General features: G+C 77.5%; 16 protein-coding genes. 10 read left to right on the forward strand and 6 right to left on the reverse strand.

Annotation, left to right across the window (positions count from 1 at the left end; genetic code table 11):
• Nucleotides 1-58 precede the first annotated feature (58 nt).
• The gene (locus tag ACUN9U_RS07100) at nucleotides 59-1564 is read left to right on the forward strand and encodes a cell wall-binding repeat-containing protein (RefSeq protein WP_445484406.1); all 1506 of its coding nucleotides are present in this window, start codon (nucleotides 59-61) and stop codon (nucleotides 1562-1564) included.
• Nucleotides 1565-1576: 12 nt separating this feature from the next.
• On the opposite strand, the gene ACUN9U_RS07105 is transcribed toward ACUN9U_RS07100, so the two are convergent.
• On the reverse strand, nucleotides 1577-1840 hold the full coding sequence (locus ACUN9U_RS07105) for a hypothetical protein (protein WP_445484238.1): 264 nt from the start codon (nucleotides 1838-1840) through the stop codon (nucleotides 1577-1579).
• 287 nt (nucleotides 1841-2127) lie between these two features.
• On the opposite strand from ACUN9U_RS07105, the gene ACUN9U_RS07110 reads away from it, so the two are divergent.
• Nucleotides 2128-3201, forward strand: a complete 1074-nt coding sequence (locus tag ACUN9U_RS07110) for a hypothetical protein (protein ID WP_445484239.1) — start codon at nucleotides 2128-2130, stop codon at nucleotides 3199-3201.
• Nucleotides 3201-3593, forward strand: coding sequence for a nucleotide pyrophosphohydrolase (locus tag ACUN9U_RS07115; RefSeq protein WP_445484240.1), 393 nt, complete (start codon nucleotides 3201-3203; stop codon nucleotides 3591-3593). The genes ACUN9U_RS07110 and ACUN9U_RS07115 overlap by 1 nt, the downstream gene beginning before the upstream one ends.
• 43 nt (nucleotides 3594-3636) lie before the next feature.
• On the opposite strand, the gene ACUN9U_RS07120 is transcribed toward ACUN9U_RS07115, so the two are convergent.
• Both ACUN9U_RS07120 and ACUN9U_RS07125 read right to left on the reverse strand, forming a co-directional pair.
• On the reverse strand, nucleotides 3637-4377 hold the full coding sequence (locus tag ACUN9U_RS07120) for a class I SAM-dependent methyltransferase (RefSeq protein ID WP_445484241.1): 741 nt from the start codon (nucleotides 4375-4377) through the stop codon (nucleotides 3637-3639).
• A gap of 20 nt (nucleotides 4378-4397) precedes the next feature.
• Nucleotides 4398-5984: a glycosyltransferase family 39 protein gene (locus tag ACUN9U_RS07125; protein ID WP_445484242.1), complete on the reverse strand. Its 1587-nt coding sequence runs from the start codon at nucleotides 5982-5984 to the stop codon at nucleotides 4398-4400.
• Nucleotides 5985-6115: 131 nt separating this feature from the next.
• Here ACUN9U_RS07125 and ACUN9U_RS07130 point away from each other — a divergent pair, with 131 nt between their 5' ends.
• Together ACUN9U_RS07130 and ACUN9U_RS07135 are read left to right on the forward strand one after the other, a co-directional pair.
• A complete protein-coding gene (locus ACUN9U_RS07130; protein WP_445484407.1) occupies nucleotides 6116-8413 on the forward strand; it encodes a glycoside hydrolase domain-containing protein in 2298 nt (765 codons plus the stop codon).
• Between the two features lie 100 nt (nucleotides 8414-8513).
• Complete coding sequence (locus tag ACUN9U_RS07135) at nucleotides 8514-9866, forward strand: glycosyltransferase (protein ID WP_445484243.1); 1353 nt, start codon at nucleotides 8514-8516, stop codon at nucleotides 9864-9866.
• 96 nt (nucleotides 9867-9962) lie between these two features.
• Here ACUN9U_RS07135 and ACUN9U_RS07140 read toward each other — a convergent pair whose 3' ends face one another.
• Complete coding sequence (locus ACUN9U_RS07140) at nucleotides 9963-11276, reverse strand: alpha/beta fold hydrolase (protein WP_445484244.1); 1314 nt, start codon at nucleotides 11274-11276, stop codon at nucleotides 9963-9965.
• An 87-nt stretch (nucleotides 11277-11363) separates the two neighbouring features.
• Between ACUN9U_RS07140 and ACUN9U_RS07145 the strand changes: the two genes are divergently transcribed.
• Nucleotides 11364-12311, forward strand: coding sequence for a C-terminal binding protein (locus ACUN9U_RS07145; protein WP_445484245.1), 948 nt, complete (start codon nucleotides 11364-11366; stop codon nucleotides 12309-12311).
• A 73-nt stretch (nucleotides 12312-12384) separates the two neighbouring features.
• On the opposite strand, the gene ACUN9U_RS07150 is transcribed toward ACUN9U_RS07145, so the two are convergent.
• Entirely contained in the window at nucleotides 12385-13275 is an 891-nt protein-coding gene (locus tag ACUN9U_RS07150) for an FxLYD domain-containing protein (protein ID WP_445484246.1), read from the reverse strand.
• Nucleotides 13276-13357: 82 nt separating this feature from the next.
• On the opposite strand from ACUN9U_RS07150, the gene ACUN9U_RS07155 reads away from it, so the two are divergent.
• The 4 genes from ACUN9U_RS07155 to ACUN9U_RS07170 all read left to right on the forward strand — a co-directional run bounded on the left by ACUN9U_RS07155 (nucleotide 13358) and on the right by ACUN9U_RS07170 (nucleotide 15890).
• Nucleotides 13358-14347, forward strand: coding sequence for a sulfurtransferase (locus ACUN9U_RS07155; RefSeq protein WP_445484247.1), 990 nt, complete (start codon nucleotides 13358-13360; stop codon nucleotides 14345-14347).
• A complete protein-coding gene (locus ACUN9U_RS07160; protein WP_445484248.1) occupies nucleotides 14344-14916 on the forward strand; it encodes a hypothetical protein in 573 nt (190 codons plus the stop codon). Before ACUN9U_RS07155 ends, ACUN9U_RS07160 begins: the two co-directional genes overlap by 4 nt.
• Before the next feature lie 41 nt (nucleotides 14917-14957).
• Nucleotides 14958-15263 carry a hypothetical protein gene (locus ACUN9U_RS07165; protein WP_445484249.1) on the forward strand — a complete coding sequence of 102 codons (306 nt, stop codon included), beginning with the start codon at nucleotides 14958-14960 and terminating at the stop codon, nucleotides 15261-15263.
• Between the two features lie 87 nt (nucleotides 15264-15350).
• Nucleotides 15351-15890, forward strand: coding sequence for a dihydrofolate reductase family protein (locus tag ACUN9U_RS07170; RefSeq protein WP_445484250.1), 540 nt, complete (start codon nucleotides 15351-15353; stop codon nucleotides 15888-15890).
• Between the two features lie 102 nt (nucleotides 15891-15992).
• Here the strand turns inward: ACUN9U_RS07170 and ACUN9U_RS07175 are convergent, their stop codons facing one another.
• On the reverse strand, nucleotides 15993-18137 hold the full coding sequence (locus ACUN9U_RS07175; protein WP_445484251.1) for a glycoside hydrolase family 36 protein: 2145 nt from the start codon (nucleotides 18135-18137) through the stop codon (nucleotides 15993-15995).
• Nucleotides 18138-18140 lie beyond the last annotated feature (3 nt).

An 18140-nucleotide genomic window follows, 5' to 3' on the forward strand; every position in this document is an offset into this window, starting at 1 on the left:
GGTGAGGTCGGTGGAAACGACCCCGCGGCAGCGGCGCGGTCCCTAGCGTCGGGGCGTGATGGTCACCCGCCGCCCCGCCCCGGCGACCCGGCTCACCGGGCTCGCGCTCGCCGGCGCGCTGTGCGCCGGCGGTGCGGTGCTCGGCGGCGCGCTGGCGGCGCCGCCCGCCGAGGCCGCCGTCTCCGCCTCCCAGGTGGCGGCGCAGCGGGCCGCGCTGGCCGCGATCCAGGCGGGCCACGACGCCGAGCGCACCGCGAAGGGCCTGGACGCGCTGCACCGCGACGCCCGCCTCGACGCCGTCGCGCAGCGCTGGTCGGACCGGATGGCCGAGAGGTCCGACGCCGGCGCGGGCGGCGCGGCGCTGGTGCACTCCCCCACCGAGCCCGCCTACGACTACAGCCGCACGATGCCGGCCGGGTGGCGCGGCGCCGCGGAGAACATCGCCTACAACTCCGGCTCGGGGCCGCAGATGCAGCAGATGTGGATGGCGTCCCCGGGCCACCGCGCCAACATCGACAACGGGGCCTTCGACTCCGCCGGGTACGGCATCTCCTACGACAGGGCCGGCCGCATGTGGGGCACGGTGGTCTTCGGCGACTACTACGCCGGGCCGTGGGCGGGCACGGCGGACCCCGCGCCGTCGTCGTCGCCGGCGAGCTCCCCGGCCAGTCCCCCGGCCAGTCCCCCGGCCGACGCGGCCGGGGTGGTGGCGACCACCGTCGTCTCCGGCGAGGACCGCTACCGCACCGGTGCGGCGCTGGCCGGCCGGGTCGCCGCGGCGCCCACGACGGCGGTGCTGGTCTCCGGGGAGCGGCTGGTCGACAGCGTGCCGGCGGCGCCGCTGGCCCGGCGGCTCGGCGCCCCGCTGCTGCTCACCACCGCCGGGCGGCTCTCCCCGGCCGTCGCCGACCTCCTCGCGGCCACCCCCTCGCTGAGGTCGGTGGTCGTGGTCGGCGGGGAGGCCAGCGTCTCCCCGCGGGTGGTCGCCGACCTGGAGGCGCTCGGCGTCCGCGTGACCCGCGTGGCCGGCGCCGACCGCTACACCACCGCCCTGGCCGTGGCGGCGCGGCCCGAGCTGGCCTCCAGCGCCACGGCCTACGTCGCGCGCGGCAGCGGGTCGCTGGCCGACGCCGTCGCCGTCGGCGGGACCGCCGCGGCCCTGGGCGCGCCGGTGCTGCTGGCCCCGCCGCGCGCCGCCGACGTCAGCCCGGCGCTGGCGGCCGCGGTGCGCGGGCGCACCGTGGTGGTGGTCGGCGGCACGGCCTCGGTGCCCGAGCAGGTGGCCACCGCCCTGGGGGCCTCGCAGCGCCTGGCCGGGGACGACCGGTACGCCACCGCCGCGGCCATCGCCGACCACGCCGTCACCAGGGGCGTGGCCACGCAGCGGGTGCTCGTGGCCAGCGGCGACGAGCCGCGCCTGGCCGACGCCCTGGTCTCCGGAGCCGCCGGCCAGGTGGTGCTGCTCGTGCGCCCCGGCGGCTGGGGCGCGGCGACCACCGCGTGGATGACCGGGCACGGGGTCCGTGAGGCGCTCGTGGTCGGCGGGGCGACTCCCACCCGCTGACCCGGCGGGGGCTCAGGCGCCCCCGAGGAGCAGGTTCCGGCGGAGCTCCTCGAAGCGGTCCGGGGGCTCGGCCGGCCCGTGCTCGACCGGCTGGGCGGTGGACCAGGTGCTCGGGTCGGGCCCCGGCGGCAGCGCCCCGAAGCGCGTGAGCCGCGCAGCGGCGCCGTCGTCGGCAGCGGCGCGGGCGGCAGCGGCGCGGGCGGCAGTGGCGCTGGCGGCAGCGGCGGGGGCGGCGGTGTCGCGGACGCCCGTGTCGCGGGGCTGGTCCTCGGTCATGGGCAGATGGTCGGCCTCCGGCGCGCCCAGGGCAACGCCCCACGCCCTGGCGGGCGCCCGCCGCTGCCCGTCCTGCGGTGCGCCGTGCCGGCACCCGCCGTGAACTGTCGGAACCCCGGCGCGAGGTGTCGGAACCCCGGCGCGAGGTGTCGGAACCCGGGCCCGGTTCCGACACGACCGGGCAGGGTTCCGACACGAAGCGGCAGGGTTGCGACACCTCCGGGCGGGCGGCGAGCGCCACGCGGCCGCGGAGGGCGCGCGGTGGGCCGCGGGGCGAGGATGGTCGCGTGGTGGGCCGGAGCGACGACGTCGAGGAGCTCGACGCCGACCTCGACGCCGACCTCGACGCCGACCTCGACACCGGCCCCACCATCGGCCCCGGCCACCGCCCCGGCGCAGACGCCGACCCGGACGGGGCGGCCCCGCCGTCGGAGCTCCCGCGGGCGCGGCGCTCACGGCGCCGCCGGCGGCTGCTCGCGGCCGCCGTCGCCGTCGTCGTCGTGGTGGGAGCAGCGGTGGCCCGCCAGGCGGCGGCGCGCGAGGAGCAGGGGCCCCGGCTGGACGTCAGCGCCCCCGCCACCGAGCTCTTCCCGCTGCTCGGCGCCGCCGGGGCCGCCGCGGGGGCCGGCACGTGGTGGCCGGCGGCGCAGGCCGAGGCCGGCCTGGGGGTCGACCCGGGCTCGGCGCGCCTGCTCGCCGCGGCCGGTGGGCTGCTGTTCTGGGTGGCGCGGGACTCCGGGGGCGGGGTGTGCCTGGTCGTGCGCACCAGCGAGCTGCCGCTGCGCCTGGGCGGGCGGTGCCTCCCGGTGCGCGAGGCGGCGGTCCGCGGGGTGGCGCTGCCCGACGGGGACGGGGTCGCGGCCACCCTGGTGCCCGCCGGCTTCGACACCGCGCCGCTGCGCGAGCAGGGGTACGCCAAGCTGGCCGACGGGCTGTGGGTCGACGACCAGACCGCTCAGGACGTGGCCGCCGCGGCCGTGGGCGCCGTCACGGCGCGGCCGGTGGTGCCGACGCAGGCCCAGGCCGGCGACGGGCGCCTGCCGGTGTTCCTCACCGAGCAGTCCGCGACGTACGCCGTGGTGCTCGCCTGCGTGGGCAGCGCCGAGGGCCCCGACGGCCGCAGCCCCGACGCCCAGGGCTCCGGCGGCGGACTCGCCGCGGACGGGACGGTCGAGCTCAGCGTGGACGGCGCCGCCGAGCGCCTGGAGTGCTCCACCACGCCCGCCTTCGCGCGCTTCACCGGGGACGGGGGCCCGGTGCGCGTGGGCCTCGCCGTGCCCGAGGGGGTGCGCTGGGCGGCCAGGGTGGTGCAGTGCGAGGGCTCGCTGCGGGGACCGGTGTGCGACCTGGGGGGCATCTGATGGACGTGGCGGCCATGCAGCGGGCGCTGCGGGAGTTCTCCGCCGAACGGGAGTGGCAGCGCTTCAACACCCCCCGCAACCTGGCGCTCGCCCTGGTCGGGGAGGTCGGGGAGCTGGCGGAGCTGCTGCAGTGGCTCACCGACGAGGAGGCCGCCGCCATCGCCGACGACGGCGGGGACGACGGCGCCGACCCGGCGGCGCAGCGGCTGCGCCAGCGCGCCGGGGAGGAGGTCTCCGACGTGCTGGCCTACCTGCTCCTGCTCGCGGAGTCCCTCGGGGTGGACGTCGAGCGGGCGTTCACGGCCAAGCTGGCCGCCAACGCCGAGAAGTACCCGGCGCACCTGGCGCGCGGCAGCGCCGCGAAGTACACCGACCTGCGCCCCGAGGGATGAGCAAGCCGCTGAGCGGCCCAGGGAGCGGCCCGGTGGGCGGCCGTCAGTCCTTGACGAGGTCGAGGGCCAGGCCGCCGGACAGGAACGGCACCCGCTCCAGCAGGCGCTCGAGGCGCTCGGCCCACGGCGGCACCTGCTGCACGGTGGAGGGGAAGATGTACAGGCGGTCCCTGCCGGCCAGGCGCCAGCCCGCGGCCCGGGCCCGGCGCAGGAAGTCGCCGGCGTCGAAGGTCCGCTCGCCCGCGGTCACGGTGTGCCACAGGAAGACGTAGGGGTGCAGCCGGTTCGGCTCCATCGCCCGCCAGCGCGCGCCGGGGGCTGCGACCCGGGAGGCCTCGGCGATGACGGCGTCCAGGTCCTCGACGTGGTGCAGCGCGTCGACGCTGATGATGAGGTCCACCGAGCCGTCGGCCACCCCGGCGGGCAGCGCCTCGCCCGTGCCGACCTCGAAGACGACGTTGGTCAGCCCCAGGTCCGCGGAGCGGGCGTTGGCGAACTCCACGTAGTTGGGCAGCGGCTCGACCCCGGTGAAGCGGCGGTCGGGGTGGGCGCCCGCCAGGCGCCGCAGCAGGGTCCCGGTGCCGGAGCCGACCTCCAGCACCCGGCCGGGCACCCGGCGCAGCACGCCCTCGAAGTACTCCACGCGGCGGCGCGTCATGTGGCCGGCGGCCCGCAGCGACTCGTAGGCCTCTGGCTGCTCGTCGTACCCGGCGTTGTAGCGCCGCTGCTCGTCCGCCGAGCGAGCGGGCTGCGCCTGGCCGGCGGCGGGGCGGTCGCTGGGCATCGCAGAAGAGTACGGGTCGCTCACTGCGCCACGCCCGGCGGCTCGGGCGAGGCGGTGGCCCCCGTGGTGTCGGCCTGGCGGAGCTCCCACAGCTCCACGCGCAGCCAGTTGTGGTCGGTGCTGGAGACCAGCCGGCGCCCGTCCATGGCGGCTCGCGCGTTGCCGGTGGTGCGGCCCAGGTCCTCGGTGGCGGTGGCCACCGAGCCCACCAGCCACACCCGCTGGTGCGGGGCCAGCGCCGCCACCTTGTCGCCGACGCGGCGCACCTCCAGGCCGCCGAGGGTGTCGCTGTCCTCCGGGGAGGCCACGAGCAGCGCGTCGTCCAGGCGGTCACCTCCGGCCAGGCCGGGCGGGTAGTACGCCTCGAGCATGGGCCGCACGACGTTGCCGACGTAGACCACCGCGTCGCCGGGCTGCGCCTGCGCGGCGATCTGCCGGGCGGCGCCCTGCGGGTCGTCGAAGCCCGCCCGCTGCGCGCGGTAGGCCAGCCCCCCGGGGGCCAGGGCGCCGAGGAGGGCGACGACGGCGGCCACCGCGGCCCAGCCCGCCCAGCGGCGCCCGCGCGCCGCCCGCCGGGCGGCGGCGGGCGCCGCGGTGAGGGCGACGGCGGCGAGCACCGCGGCCGGCGGCACCGCCGCGCTGGCGTAGCGGGCGTTGAAGTACCCGCCGGTCAGACCCAGCACGGTGATGGCCAGCACCGGCACGGGCGCCCACAGCACCGGCACCAGCGCGTGCCGGGCGCCCGGCTCGCCGCGGCGGGCGCGGCGCGCCAGCACCGCCGCCCCGACCACCGCGAGCGCCAGGAGCGGCCAGCCCAGCCAGGGGACGTCGCTGGCCAGGCGCCAGAAGGTGAAGTACTCCGGCAGCGTGGCCGGCGCCGGGGGGCGCGCGGCGGCCTGCAGCGAGCCGGCGACCACCAGGGCGGCGCCCGCCAGGCCGGCGGGCAGGGCCGTCAGCACCAGGGCCCAGCGGCTGGCGCGGCCGGGCCGCAGCCACACCGCGAAGAACGCGGCGCCGACCGAGGGCAGCGTCACGAGGGGGTGCAGCGCCACGGCGAGCAGCGCGACCGCACCGGTGAGGGGCCACAGCCACGCCCGCGGGCGGTGCGTGGCGCGCAGCAGGAGCAGCACGGTGACCACCACGGCCGTCAGCGCCATCGGGTAGGGGCGGGCCTCCTGGCCGTGCACGTAGACCGCGGGGGCCAGCGCCGCCAGGGTGCCGGCGACCAGGGCGCCCCACGGGCCGGCGAAGCGCCGGGCGAGCACCGCCACCAGCGCCACGAGGACCACGGTGGCCACCGCGCCCGGCAGCCGGATCCACCACGAGGCCTCGCTGACCGCGAGCCAGGGGTGCATCACCAGGTAGTAGCCGACCAGCCCGGCGTCGCGCTCGGACAGCAGCCCCATCATGTCGCCGACGCCGCGGCCGGCGGTGCTCAGCGTGTAGACCTCGTCGCGCCAGAGCGGCTTGGCGTCGTACCGGTAGGCGGTCAGGGCGGCGGCCAGCAGCGCGGGCAGCAGCACCGGCAGCCAGCCGGAGGCGTCGCGCCAGCGCGCGCGGCGGGTGGCGGCCCGCTGCACCGGCGGGTCGTCGATGAGCAGGGTCACACGCGCGATCCTCGCAGGAGGGGCCGCGAGCGGCGCGCCGATGATCTCCGTCGCTGGTCAGCGCGACGCGCCCGTGCACAGTTCACGCGGAAGAAACCCGCGCGGAGCCCGCGCGACGCTAGGTTCACGCCATCCTCACCGAGATCGATCCCTTCGTCGGGACCGCTGCGACCCGGCTGCCGGCGCCACGCGGTCTCGCCGCCGCGTGGTGGTGGCCCAAGCCGCAGGTCGGCAACACCCACCCGGGCGCCACCAGCCCGCTGGGCATGGTCAGCGCCTGCGCGTACTCGGGGGCCTACCCCACCGGGTACGGCCAGTACGACAAGAGCCTCGAGGGCCTGCCCAGCGAGGTCTTCGACACCCTGCAGGCCAGCGGCTTCACGCACTTCCAGCAGTCCGGCACCGGCGCCATCCGCAAGTACTACAACTACCTGCGGGTCACGCCGATGGTGCAGCCCCTCGACGACCTCGGGCAGAGCTGGGAGCTCACCGACGAGGTGGCCGAGGCCGGCTGCTACGCCGCCACGCTGGAGTCCGGGATCCGCTGCGAGCTGACGGTCGGTCCCAAGACGGCCGTGCACCGGTACACCTTCCCCGCGCACCGCTCCGCCCGCGTCGTCGTCGACGCCTCCTGCGGCGGCCTGGCCATCGAGCACGGGCGGACGGTGCCGCTGCGCGCGCAGGTCGAGAACCTCGGCCAGGGCCGCGCGCAGGGGACCATCGTCGTGGAGGGCGTGCCGCTGTCCTTCGCCCTCGAGGTCGACACCGACGTGCCCGGCCCGTCCGGCCCGGCCCGGCACGCCGCCCCCTGGCGCCCGATGCTCTGGCACGACCGGCGCCTCATCGAGGGCGGCACCCGGCTGGACTTCGACAGGATCCGCCAGACCACGCTGCGCCCCTTCGGCCTGCTCTTCATGGGCCCCGCCCGCGCCGGGCAGACCGTGGAGGTGCGGATCGGCTTCTCCCTGCGCGGGGTGGAGCAGGCCCGCGCCAACCTGGCCGCGGAGGGCGCCGCCCGCCTGCCCGGCAGCCCCGGGGAGCCCGTCTTCGACGCCGTCCGCGAGCGCACCCGCGCCCGGTGGGCCGACCACGTGGGCCGGGTGGCGGTCGAGGGCGGCACCCCCGCGCGGCGCACGGTCATGGCCACCGCGACGTACCACTCGCTCATCAAGCCGTGCATCGCCGACGACGAGAGCCCGTTCTGGCCCTCCGACGGCCCCTTCGCCTTCGACGTCTCCACGATGTGGGACATCTACAAGACCCAGCTGCCGCTGCTCGCCGCCATCGCGCCGGGGCGGGCTGCGGACCTGCTGGAGTCGCTCATCAGGGTCAGCGAGGAGGAGGGCAACTTCCCCATCGGCTACCGGATGGCGCGCGGCGCGGACAGGTTCTTCCGGCAGGCCAGCGCGCTGGCCCACACGGCGCTGGCCGACGCCCACGCGACCGACCTGGCCCCGATCGACTGGTCGTGGGCGCTGGTGCACATGGACGACGACCTGCGCCGCGGCTACGGGGAGATGTTCATCGACCACGGGGTGGTGCACCCGATCTCCCACACCCTCGACCTGGCCTTCGCCCACCACTGCACCGCGCAGGTGGCGCGGGCCGTGGGAGACCGGCGCCTCGCGGACGACCTCGCCGAGCGCTCGCTGCGCTGGGTCAACGCCTTCGACGCGAGCACCGGGCTGCTGCGCGACTCGGAGTACTACGAGGGCGGCAAGTGGAACTACTCGTTCCGGCTGCTGCACGACATGGCCGGCCGGATCGCGCTGGCCGGCGGTGACGAGGCGTTCACGGCCATGCTCGACAGCTTCTTCGGCTTCGGCGCGCCGCCGGTGCGCCAGCCGGGGCTGCGCCCGGGCGCCGCGGAGATGGCCGCCGGGTACGCCCTGAACCGGTTCGAGGGGCTCAACAACGAGCCGGACATGGAGGCCCCGTGGGCCTACCACTGGGCGGGCCGGCCGGACCGGACCGCGCAGGTGGTGCACGCGGCGCTGACCCACCAGTTCGGCACCGGCCGCGGCGGCCTTCCCGGCAACGACGACTCCGGCGGCCTGTCGTCCTGGTACGTGTGGGCCTCCCTGGGCCTGTTCCCCGTCGCCGGGATGGACCTGTTCCTGCTGTCGGCGCCGGCCTTCGAGCGCTCGGTGCTGGCGGTGCCGGGCGGTGAGCTGGTGGTCGAGGCCGTCGGGCACCGCGAGCAGCCCATCAGCTGCGACGACGGCGTCGACGCCGAGGCCCCGTCGTCGTCGGCGACCCGGCCGCAGCACCTGCTGTCGGCCACGCTCGACGGCGAGCCGCTGCCCGGACCGCACCTGTCGATGGCGCGGGTGCACCGCGGCGGCCGGCTGGTGCTCCACCTCGGTGAGGAGCCGAACGGCTACGGGCGCGCGGTGCGGCCGCCCTCGCCGGCGGCCCGCCCCCGCTGACCCTCCCCCGGGGGCGGCTCGGCCGTCCCCGCTGACCTGGTCCCGCCGGGGCCGGAGCTCCACCCCGTCCGCAGCACCCACCACACCCGAGGAGGACCTCATGACCGGCATGAGCAAGCCCGAGCGCCGTCTCGTCATCCTGGTCCGCGCCGACCCGGTCATCTGCGGCCACTCCGGGGAGGCCCGCAACCTCGCCGAGGCGGCGCTGCTGCGCGGCTTCGACGACGTGCGGATCCTCACCTGGCCGCTGGAGGCGCTGCAGGCGGCGGGCCTGCCGCTGAAGCCCCTCGACGCGCTGCTGCCCTACTCGGCCGGCATCACCGTGGAGCGGCCGGACCCGATCGGCGACAACCGCGTGCCCGACGGGCGCTACATCGCGGGCCTGACCGGGCGCCTGGTGGAGCTGCTCGCCGAGGGCGTGCCGACCGTCGTGCTGTCGATGTACCTCACCCCGCACACCGACGTCGTCGTGCAGGCGGTGGCCGGCGCCCGCGTGGCGGGCTTCGCCCCCGACGTGCGCACCCTGGCCAAGGCGGTCGGCTCCGACATCACCAACGTCGTCTCCAACGCGCTGCGCACCGGGGCGTGGGGCGCGGCGGCCGGGGTGCTGTCCACCTACCTGCGCAGCGACGACCTCCTCGCGGTGTCGGAGTTCACCAAGGAGGAGGTGGTGCGCTGGGCCGAGCAGGTCGACGCCCTCGCCGGCACCCGCTTCGCCGCCGAGCTCGCGCACCGGGTGCGGATCAGCTACCCCCCGATCGACACCTCGGCCTTCCTCGACCTCGACCCGGCGGCCGTCGACGCCGCGCTGGCCGCCCGCGGCCTCGAGCGCGACGGGTACGTGCTGTTCCTCTCGCGGATCACCCGCGCCAAGGGCGTGGACGACCTCATCAGCGCCTGGCGCGCCTCGCGCGCGCAGGCCACGAAGAAGCTCGTCATCGCCGGGGCCGGCAACGCCGTCGAGGCGGCGCGCGCGCAGATCGCGGAGGTGCCCGGGGACTCCGAGCGCATCCTGCTGCTCACCGACGTCTCCGACGCCGAGAAGCCGCTGCTCATGCGCGGGTGCGCCGCGTACGCGCTGCCCACCAAGCCGGTGCCGGAGTTCGTGGAGACCTTCGGCATCGCGCTGACCGAGAAGATGCTCGCGGGCGGCGGGCCGGTCATCACCACCATCGTCGGGGGCACCGGCGAGGCCGTCGGCGACACGGCGCTCATCGTCGAGCCGGGCGACGTGCCCGGGCTGACGGCGATGATCGACAGGGCGGTGCTGGAGATGGACGAGGTGGAGCGCCTGGAGCTGGAGCAGCGCGCCCGCGAGCACGCGCTGCGCTTCGACAGGCTCCGCGTCTTCGACGAGATGCTCCCCGCCGGCGGGGGCGTCGGGCAGCTCGTGGAGCTGCCCGAGGAGCAGCAGCGCGTCGTCGAGCTCCCCCGCGAGGGCGCTCCCCTCTGATCTGGCGCTCAGCTCCGTGATCGTCGCGGGAGCCCCCCTCCCGCGACGATCACGGGCGTCCGCGCCACACCCCCGCGACGATCACGGAGCTGGACGTCACGAGCGGCCGGCGGTCATGTCCAGGAGGCGGGAGAGCACGCGGTCGCCGTCGGCGCGCAGGCCGTTGTGCAGCAGCTCGTCGGTGACCCACGTGCGGGCCCCCAGCAGCGACGCCGTGGCGCGGGAGTGCTCGGCGAGCACGTACGGGTCGTCGAGGTAGACCGCGGCGGCCACCGGCACCCCCGACGCGCCGCGGGCGACGCCGTCCAGCACCGCCGGGTCGTACAGGCGCGGCCACGGCCGCTGCGCCAGCAGCCGCGCCGCCTCGGCCACCGGCGCCAGCGCGCCGACGCCGCCCCGCTCGGGGTCGAGCAGCCAGTCCCCGACGTGCTCGCCGGACAGCAGCGACGGGTCTCCCCCCTCCTCGACGTCACCGACGTCGTCGGGACGGGTGCGCTCGGCCGACCACGCGGTGGTGGTGCCGTCGGCGTAGCAGGCCTCGTGCACCAGCAGGTAGAGCGGGTTGCGCGCCAGGCCGAGCGGGTCGGCGGCGTCGGCGCGGAACGCCGGGGAGCCCACGGGCCGCTCCAGCAGCGCGTGCAGGCCGTCCGCGCCGTCGCTCATGCCCAGGGAGTGGCCCGCCGCGCGCAGCGTGCGGGAGGTGACGCGGTCCCCCGCGGTGGTCCTGACGTCGTGCGCGGCGAGGTGGGCGTGCAGCGCCCTCAGCCGCTCGGCGTCGTGCGGGTAGCGCTCGTGGTAGCGGGCCGAGAGCACCCTCATCTGCGCCCACGTGGCGGCGTAGACCTCGTCGGGGTGCACGCCGACGGGCGGCAGCCCGCCGGTGACGTGGACGGCGGTCAGCGACGCCGGCGCCAGGGAGAGGTAGGTGAGCGCGCAGAAGCCGCCGAAGGACTGCCCGAGCAGGCTCCACCGGTCCACGCCCAGGGCCTCGCGGAGCAGCTCGGCGTCGCGCACGATGCTGTCGGCGCGGAAGTGCGCGAGGTGGTCGGCCTGCTCGGCCGGGGTGAGACCCGGCAGGTCGCCGACGGGCGTGGAGCGGCCGGTGCCGCGCTGGTCGAGCAGCACGAGGCGGAAGTCCCGCAGCGCCCTGGCCATCCACCCGCTGGTCAGCGGTGCGCCGGCGGGGCGGGTGGCCTCCTGCCCTGGCCCGCCCTGCAGGAACAGCAGCGCCGGCTTGGCGCTGCCGGCTTCGGGCGCCCAGGGCGCCTCGGCGGCGGCGACCTCGCGGGCGAAGACCGTCAGCTCCCCCGCGGCGGGGTCGGCGTGGTCGAGGGGGACGTCGAGCTCGTGCTCGAGCACCCGCAGCCCGGGCAGGTGCAGCTCGGCGGTGCGCAGGTCCGGTGCAGCCATCGCCCCACCCTGCCGCACGGGCCGCCGTCCGTCGCTGGCCGTGCGCGGCGCTGCGGACCCGGGCGCTGCAGACCAGACTGGGACGCTGTGAGGACCGTTCTGGTCACCGACTGCGACATGGGCCCGGCCGACCTGGAGCGCGCCGTCCTCGCCCCCGCCGGGCTGGCCCTGGTCGAGGCGTCCTGCCGCACCGAGGACGACGTCGTGGCCGCCGTCCGCGGCAGCGGGGCCGAGGCGCTGCTCGTGCAGTACGCGCCCGTCACGCGCAGGGTGCTGGAGGCGTGCCCCCAGGTGCGAGCGGTGGTCAGGTACGGCGTCGGGCTCGACGTGGTCGACCTCGAGGCCGCCGCCGAGCTCGGCGTCACCGCCCTCAACGTGCCCGGCTACGGCTCCCGGGAGGTGGCCGACCACGCCACCGCGCTGCTGCTCTGCCTGCTGCGCGGGCTGCCGGCGTGGTCCGGCGCGGTGGCCGCGGGCGCCTGGCCGGTGCGCGGGGACCTGCCCGACCCGCCCGAGCTGGCCGGGACCACCGTCGGGCTGCTCGGCTTCGGCGCCATCGCGCAGCAGGTGGCCCGCCGGCTGCGCGCCTTCGACGTCGTCGTGGTCGCCAGCGACCCGGTCGCCGACCCCGGGGCGGCGCAGCGGCTGGGCGTGGAGCTGGTCGAGCCCGCGCAGCTGTGGGCCCGCAGCACCGCGGTGAGCGTCCACGTCCCCCTGACCCCCGCCACCCGCGGGCTGGTCGGGGCGCAGCAGCTGGCCGCGATGCCGCGCGGCGGCTTCCTGGTCAACACCGCCCGCGGCGGCCTGGTGCAGCGGGCGGCCCTGGAGGACGCGCTGGCCTCGGGCCAGCTGGCCGGGGCGGGCCTGGACGTGTGGTGGACCGAGCCCGCCGACCCCGCCGACCCGCTGCTGCGCGACCCGCGCGTGCTGGTGACCCCGCACGTGGCGTGGCTCTCGACGGGGTCGTTGGGGCGTCTGCGCACCGGCGCGGCCGAGTGGGTGCTCGAGGCCCTGGGCGGTCCGGGCCGGCGGTGACGCGGGCCGCAGCGCCGCCGCGGTGGCCCGGCGCCGGTCGTCAGGGGGCCGTCAGCGGGTCGTCAGCGAGCCGTCAGCGAGCCGTGCGGGAGGCCTGGGAGAGCACGCAGGAGGCGATCTCCCCGCCGTCGCCGGCGTAGCCGTAGGCCTGCACCTGCACGCTCTGGCCCGGCGCGACGTCGTCCTGCACCGCGTAGAGCTGACCGACCTCCTGGCCGGAGGCGTCGAGGGCCGCGAGCCCCACCACGTAGTCGGCGGCGGCGCCGGTGCTGTTGGTGATGGTGACCTGCCCCGTCGCCGCCCCGGCGACGACCGCCTGGCAGCTGTCGACGACGACGTCGGCGCTGCCGTCCTCACCGCCGAGGACCCCCTGCAGGTCGGTGGGCAGGCCGGTGGGCAGACCGCTGGGCAGGTCGGTGGGCAGGCCGCTGGGCAGGTCGGTGGGCAGGCCGCTGGGCAGGTCGGTCGGCAGGCCCGACGGCAGCTCGGAGGGCAGCGACGGGATCCCCGAGGCCACGGACGTCACCGTGGCGTAGGTGCCCCGCACCAGCGCCACGGCGGCGATGGCCGCGACCACCCACAGCACCGTGCCGAGGACGCCGACGACGACGCCGGCGACGGCCAGCCCCCGCCCGGCCTTGCGGCCGCCGCGGGTGTCCCCGATGCCGAAGGCCGAGACGACGACGCCGACCGGGCTGAGGACGAACGCCAGGACGAGGCCGACGACGGCGACCACCGAGGTCGGTCGCGGCGGGGCACCGCGGTAGCCCTGCCCGTACCCCGGCGGCGGGCCCTGCCGGTACCCCTGCTGGTAGCCCTGCCGGTCGTCCTGCCGGGGGTCCGGCTGGGCGCCCTGCTGGCGCGGCGCGTACTCCTCGTAGCCGGGCGGCGGGACGTAGGCGGGGGGCTGCTCGCGGGAGGGCTCGGCGGGGTGGTCGGGGTAGCGGGCGGTCGGGTCCGACACGGTGGCCTCCGGACGAGGGTGAGGGCCCCGACGGTACCGGCCCGGGGTGACCGCCGGGGCGCGCCGCGGGCAGGATCGGGAGGTGCCCGACGCCCCCGCCGCACGGCCCTGGAGCCCGCCGTCCGTCCCGCCGTTCGTCGACGCCGCGTGGCTCGACGCCCAGCCCGAGCGCGTCGTGCTCGCCGACGTCCGGTGGTACCCCGACGGCAGGTCGCCGCAGGAGGCGCACGCGGCCGGCCACCTGCCCGGGGCGGTGCGCGTCGACGTCGACGCCGTGCTCGCCGCCCCGCCCTCCGACGCGGGCGGCCGCCACCCGCTGCCCGCGCCGGACGCCTTCCTGCGCGCGCTCGCCTCCCTCGGGCTGCGGCCCGGCAGCGGCTCCGGCGGGCCGGTGCTGGTCGCCTACGACGACGCCGGCGGCGTCATCGCCGCCCGCCTGGTGTGGATGCTGCGCGCGCTGGGCCGGCAGGCGGCGCTGCTGGACGGCGGGCTGCTGGCGTGGACGGCGGCGGGGCGGCCGGTGGCCCGCGGCGACGTGCACCGCGACCTCGTCGAGCCGGCCGCCGGGCCCGCGGAGGAGCTGCCGACCGCGTGGCCCGCCGCGCTGCTCGCAGACGCCGACGACGCCGCCCGCGCCGCCTCCGACCCGCGCGCGGTGCTGCTGGACGCCCGCCCCGCCGAGCGCTACGCCGGCGCGCCCGACGCCCTCGACCCGCGCGCCGGGCACGTGCCCGGCGCGGTGAGCTCGCCGGTGCGCGACGACGTCGACGCCCTCGGCCGGCTGCTGCCCGACGACGTGCTGCGCGAGCGGCTCGCGGCGGCCGGCGTCGTCGTCGGCGACGACGGCGACGGCGGCGGGGGCGACGGCGGCGGGGGCGGCGGGGCGCAGGACGTCGTCTCCTCCTGCGGGTCCGGCGTCACCGCCTGTCACCGCCTGCTGGTCCTGGAGCACCTCGGGGTGCGCGGGGCGCGGCTGTGGCCCGGCTCGTGGTCGCAGTGGTCGCGCGACCCCGCGCGGCCCGTCGCGACGGGTACCCCGCCGGGCGCGCGGGGTGCGAGAGTGGAGCCGTGACGTCGCTCGGATCCGAAGCCCTCCCCGCGCGGTTGTTCAAGGCGATCCCCCAGCTGCGCGAGGCCCTGCTGGCCGCCGCGGAGGAGGGGCGGGTCGTCCCCCCGTCGGAGGCCTCCGAGGCCACCGACGGCGCGGTCACCTCCCGCGGCCTGGGCAAGGCGCTGGAGGTCATCACCGCCGACTGCGCCCGCCGCGGCGAACCCGACCTGTCGGCCCTCGTGGTGCGCGAGGCGACCCTGGTGGACGGCACCGACACCGGCGGCGGGGCCCGCCGCCGGGTGTGGATGCACTTCGGCGGGCAGCCCGCCGTGGACGCCGGCGACGCCGACGAGCGCGACGTGGTCGACCGGCTGACCCGGCACGCCGGGGCCTCGCGCCCGGCGGGCAGCACCCCCAGGGCCCCCAGGGCCCCGCGCGAGCCGAAGGCGCCCCGCGCTGCGGCCGCGCCGCGGGCGAGCACCGCCCGGGCCGCCGCCCCGAAGAAGGCGGCGGCGGTGCCCGCGGCGCCGCCGAGCATCTGCCCCGACTGCTTCACCGTGAGGTCGGCCAGCGGCACCTGCATGTGCTGAGCCACCCCCGCGCAGCACGCCCCGCGTGCTGAGATGGGCGGGTGCCGACCACCGACGACGTCGTCAGGCTGACGTGGGGCGCCGGTGACGGCGCCGACCGGCGCGTGCACTGGCCGGACCCTCGGCTCACGGGCAGGTCGCTGTGCGACCGCCGCCTCTCCACCTTCGAGCACGAGGACGCCGCGCCCGAGCGCTGGGAGCGCTGGTGCCGCAAGAACGGGTGCCGCCAGCAGTACGAGCTGTGGCTCTCCCAGCACGCGCCGTCGCTCGCCCAGGAGTACCGGGCGAGGGTGGCCGCCGACCGGGCCGCCGCGCCGGACGACGACGGCCTCACGCTCGGCTTCTGACGCCGGGCGGCCGGGGCGGGCACCGATGAGTCCCGGCACCGGCCGCCGTCACACCAGCACGACCACCTGAGCACCGGGAGAGCGACCGTGGGGAAGATCAAGGTTCACGAGTTCATGGCGATCGACGGCGTGGTGGAGACCCCGTCCTGGACGGCCGCCTACCCGTGGACGGAGCCGATGATGGCCGCGATCGGCGGCATCACCGCCGGGTGCAGCGACATCCTGCTCGGGCGGACGACGTACGAGATGTTCGCGCCGGCGTGGTCGACGCGCACCGCCGAGGACGACCCGGGCGCCCCCTTCTTCAACGACTCCCCCAAGCACGTCGTCACCTCGCGGCCGGAGGGCCTCGACTGGGGCCCTGCCCGGGCCGTGGCGTACTCGGCCGACGCCGTCCAGCGCGTCAAGGACCAGGCCGCCGGCGACGTCTACGTCAGCGGCAGCGCGCAGCTGGTGCGGGCGCTGCTCGCCGACCGCCTCGTCGACGAGCTGCACCTGGTCACCTACCCGCTGGCGCTCGGCGAGGGCCTGCGCCTGTTCGCGGACGGCTCCCGCGTGGAGCTGTCGCTGCTGGGCGCGACGCCCTTCGAGAACGGCGTGGTGCACCTCGTGTACGGCCCCGCCTGACGGAGCACCTGGCACGACAGGTGTGATGCCGGACGGGCAGAACCCGTCTGGGAGCGCCTGAAGGGGCCCCCGGGCGGACTTCTGCCCGTCCGGCGTCACGCCTCAGGGGTGGCGGACCTCGAACAGGCGGGCGCTCGGGCCGGCGGTGCCCGGGCGCAGCACCACGCGGCCGGCGTCGTCGTCGTGGCGCACCGACCAAGGGGGCAGCACGCGGGGGTACAGCTCCACGAGGTCAGCCGCCCGTAGAAGGGCCGAGTCGGGAAGGTCCAGCGCGATCTCCGCGTCGGCGCCGCCGCGGTGCCACACCGCCAGCACCAGGCGCTCGCCCGCCGACAGCCCCAGCGCCACGGCGTCGCCGTCCCAGACCGGGTGCCCCAGGGGCCGCACGGGCACGGAGCGGACCAGGTGGTGGCGCAGGTCGTCCTTCCACAGCGCGGTCGCCGCGTGCACCAGCGCCAGCTGGTCGGCGCTCAGCAGGTCCAGCCGCCCGGCCTGGTACAGCCGGCCCGCCAGACCGGTGACCTGCGTGAAGGCGACCTCCTCGGCGCTCATCCACGCCTGCGGGTAGGCCCAGTTCCCGCACTGCTCCGGGAGCACCTGCGCGGGCGCGCCGGCGGCGATCGGCGGGTACAGGCGGAAGTCCTCCTGGTCGGTGGTCGACTGCAGGTCGAGCAGCTCCAGCACGGCGAAGTCGGCGCGCATCGCCCCCGACGCGCAGTTCTCGACGACCAGGTGGGGGTGCCGCGAGCGCACGCCGCGCAGCCAGGCGAGGTGGGCGCGCTGGTGCTCGAGCAGGCCGTCGCCGGCGCTGAGGGCCTCGCGGTCGGTGCCGGGACCGGGCGTGACGTTGAAGTCCAGCTTGAAGAACCCCACGCCGAGCTCGCCGACGAGCCTGTCGACGCACGCGTCGAGGTGCGCGACCGCGGCGGGGTGGCGCAGGTCGAGGAAGTACCGGCCGTCGTCGTGCACGCGAAGCCCGTGGCGCTGCAGGAAGGCTGCGTCGGGCAGGCCGCCCTGGCCCTCGGGAGCCGCGACGGGAGACTCCACGCCCACCACCTCGGGCTCGAGCCACAGCCCTCCCCGCATGCCGCGCCGCGTGATCTCGCCCAGCACCCGCGCGAGGCCGCCGTCGGGGAAGCGCGTGGTGCTGGGCACCCACTCCCCCACCGACCGCCACCACGCCTCGAAGCCCCGGCCGGTGTCGTCGTACCAGCCGGCGTCGATGCAGAACGCCTCCGCGCCCGCCTCCGCGGCTGCGGCGACCAGTGGCAGCAGCCGCTCGGTGGTCGGGTCGCCGTCCAGCGTGTTCATGTAGTCGTTGAAGACCAGCAGCGGCACCGGTTCCACCGGCGTCCCGTAGCGGCGCCGCAGCCAGCGCCGGTGACGGGTGAGCTCGGCGAGCACGCCGTCGAACCCGCCGTCCTCGGCGACCGCGACCGAGGCCGGGACGGTGGTGAAGTCCTCCCCAGGTGCGAGCTGGCGGGCCCACTGGTGGTCGAGGTCGCTGGGGCCGCTCAGGACGACGGCGAGCGCGTCCTCACCGGTCCGCACGTCGCCGACCTCCCAGCGCCAGCCGCCCGAGTGCTCCACCTGCCAGGCGAAGGCCCTGCCCGTCGGGTGCTCGAGCACCGCGGTGGGCAGGTGCCGCGCCGTCGACCAGCTCGACGTGCTCGCGGCGACCACGGCGCCGCGGCCGAACGGCGTCTGCCGGTCGGTCGTGGAGTCGGCAAGGCCGGTGTTCCCGTACAGGGGCCGGGTGGACCAGCGGAACTCGGCGACCTGCTCGCTACGCCCGGTGTGCAGCTGCAGCGCCAGCGGGTCGGCGCCGGCTGCGAGCACGGCACCCGTGGCCAGCGTCGAGACGGCCTCGAGCACCACCGCGTCGGGGCCGGTGTTCCGCACCGCGGTCACCACGCGCACGCCGGCGGCCGCGGGGCCGCCGGTGAACCGCGTGCTCACCTGCAGGCTCGTGGCCTCGTCGCGCTGGACGACGACGAGGGAGCGCCCGCCGTCGCCGTCCTCCTCCTCGTGGTGGGAGGCGTACCGCAGGCGCCGCCCCACGCCGGTGTCGGTCAGGCGCGGGCCGGTGCGGGCGCGGCCGTCACCGGTGAGGAGCACCTCCACCAGCGGCTGCGTGGCCCCCGTGGGCTCGGTGCGCCCGGGAGTCCCCAGGGCGACCAGCCGGACCGGCGCGCCGTCGCGGTGGGTGAGCACCAGCTCCAGCGCGCCGGTCGACCAGCGGAGCACGTC

This window comes from Quadrisphaera sp. KR29 (assembly GCF_052644995.1).

What these genes read in the sequence shown, in the direction of transcription:
- ACUN9U_RS07105 (WP_445484238.1), bottom strand. Translation starts at nt 1,840, where the DNA reads ATGACCGAGGACCAGCCCCGCGACACGGGCGTCCGCGACACCGCCGCC.
- ACUN9U_RS07120 (WP_445484241.1), bottom strand. Translation starts at nt 4,377, where the DNA reads ATGCCCAGCGACCGCCCCGCCGCCGGCCAGGCGCAGCCCGCTCGCTCG.
- ACUN9U_RS07135 (WP_445484243.1), top strand. Translation starts at nt 8,514, where the DNA reads ATGACCGGCATGAGCAAGCCCGAGCGCCGTCTCGTCATCCTGGTCCGC.
- ACUN9U_RS07115 (WP_445484240.1), top strand. Translation starts at nt 3,201, where the DNA reads ATGGACGTGGCGGCCATGCAGCGGGCGCTGCGGGAGTTCTCCGCCGAA.
- ACUN9U_RS07140 (WP_445484244.1), bottom strand. Translation starts at nt 11,276, where the DNA reads ATGGCTGCACCGGACCTGCGCACCGCCGAGCTGCACCTGCCCGGGCTG.
- ACUN9U_RS07100 (WP_445484406.1), top strand. Translation starts at nt 59, where the DNA reads ATGGTCACCCGCCGCCCCGCCCCGGCGACCCGGCTCACCGGGCTCGCG.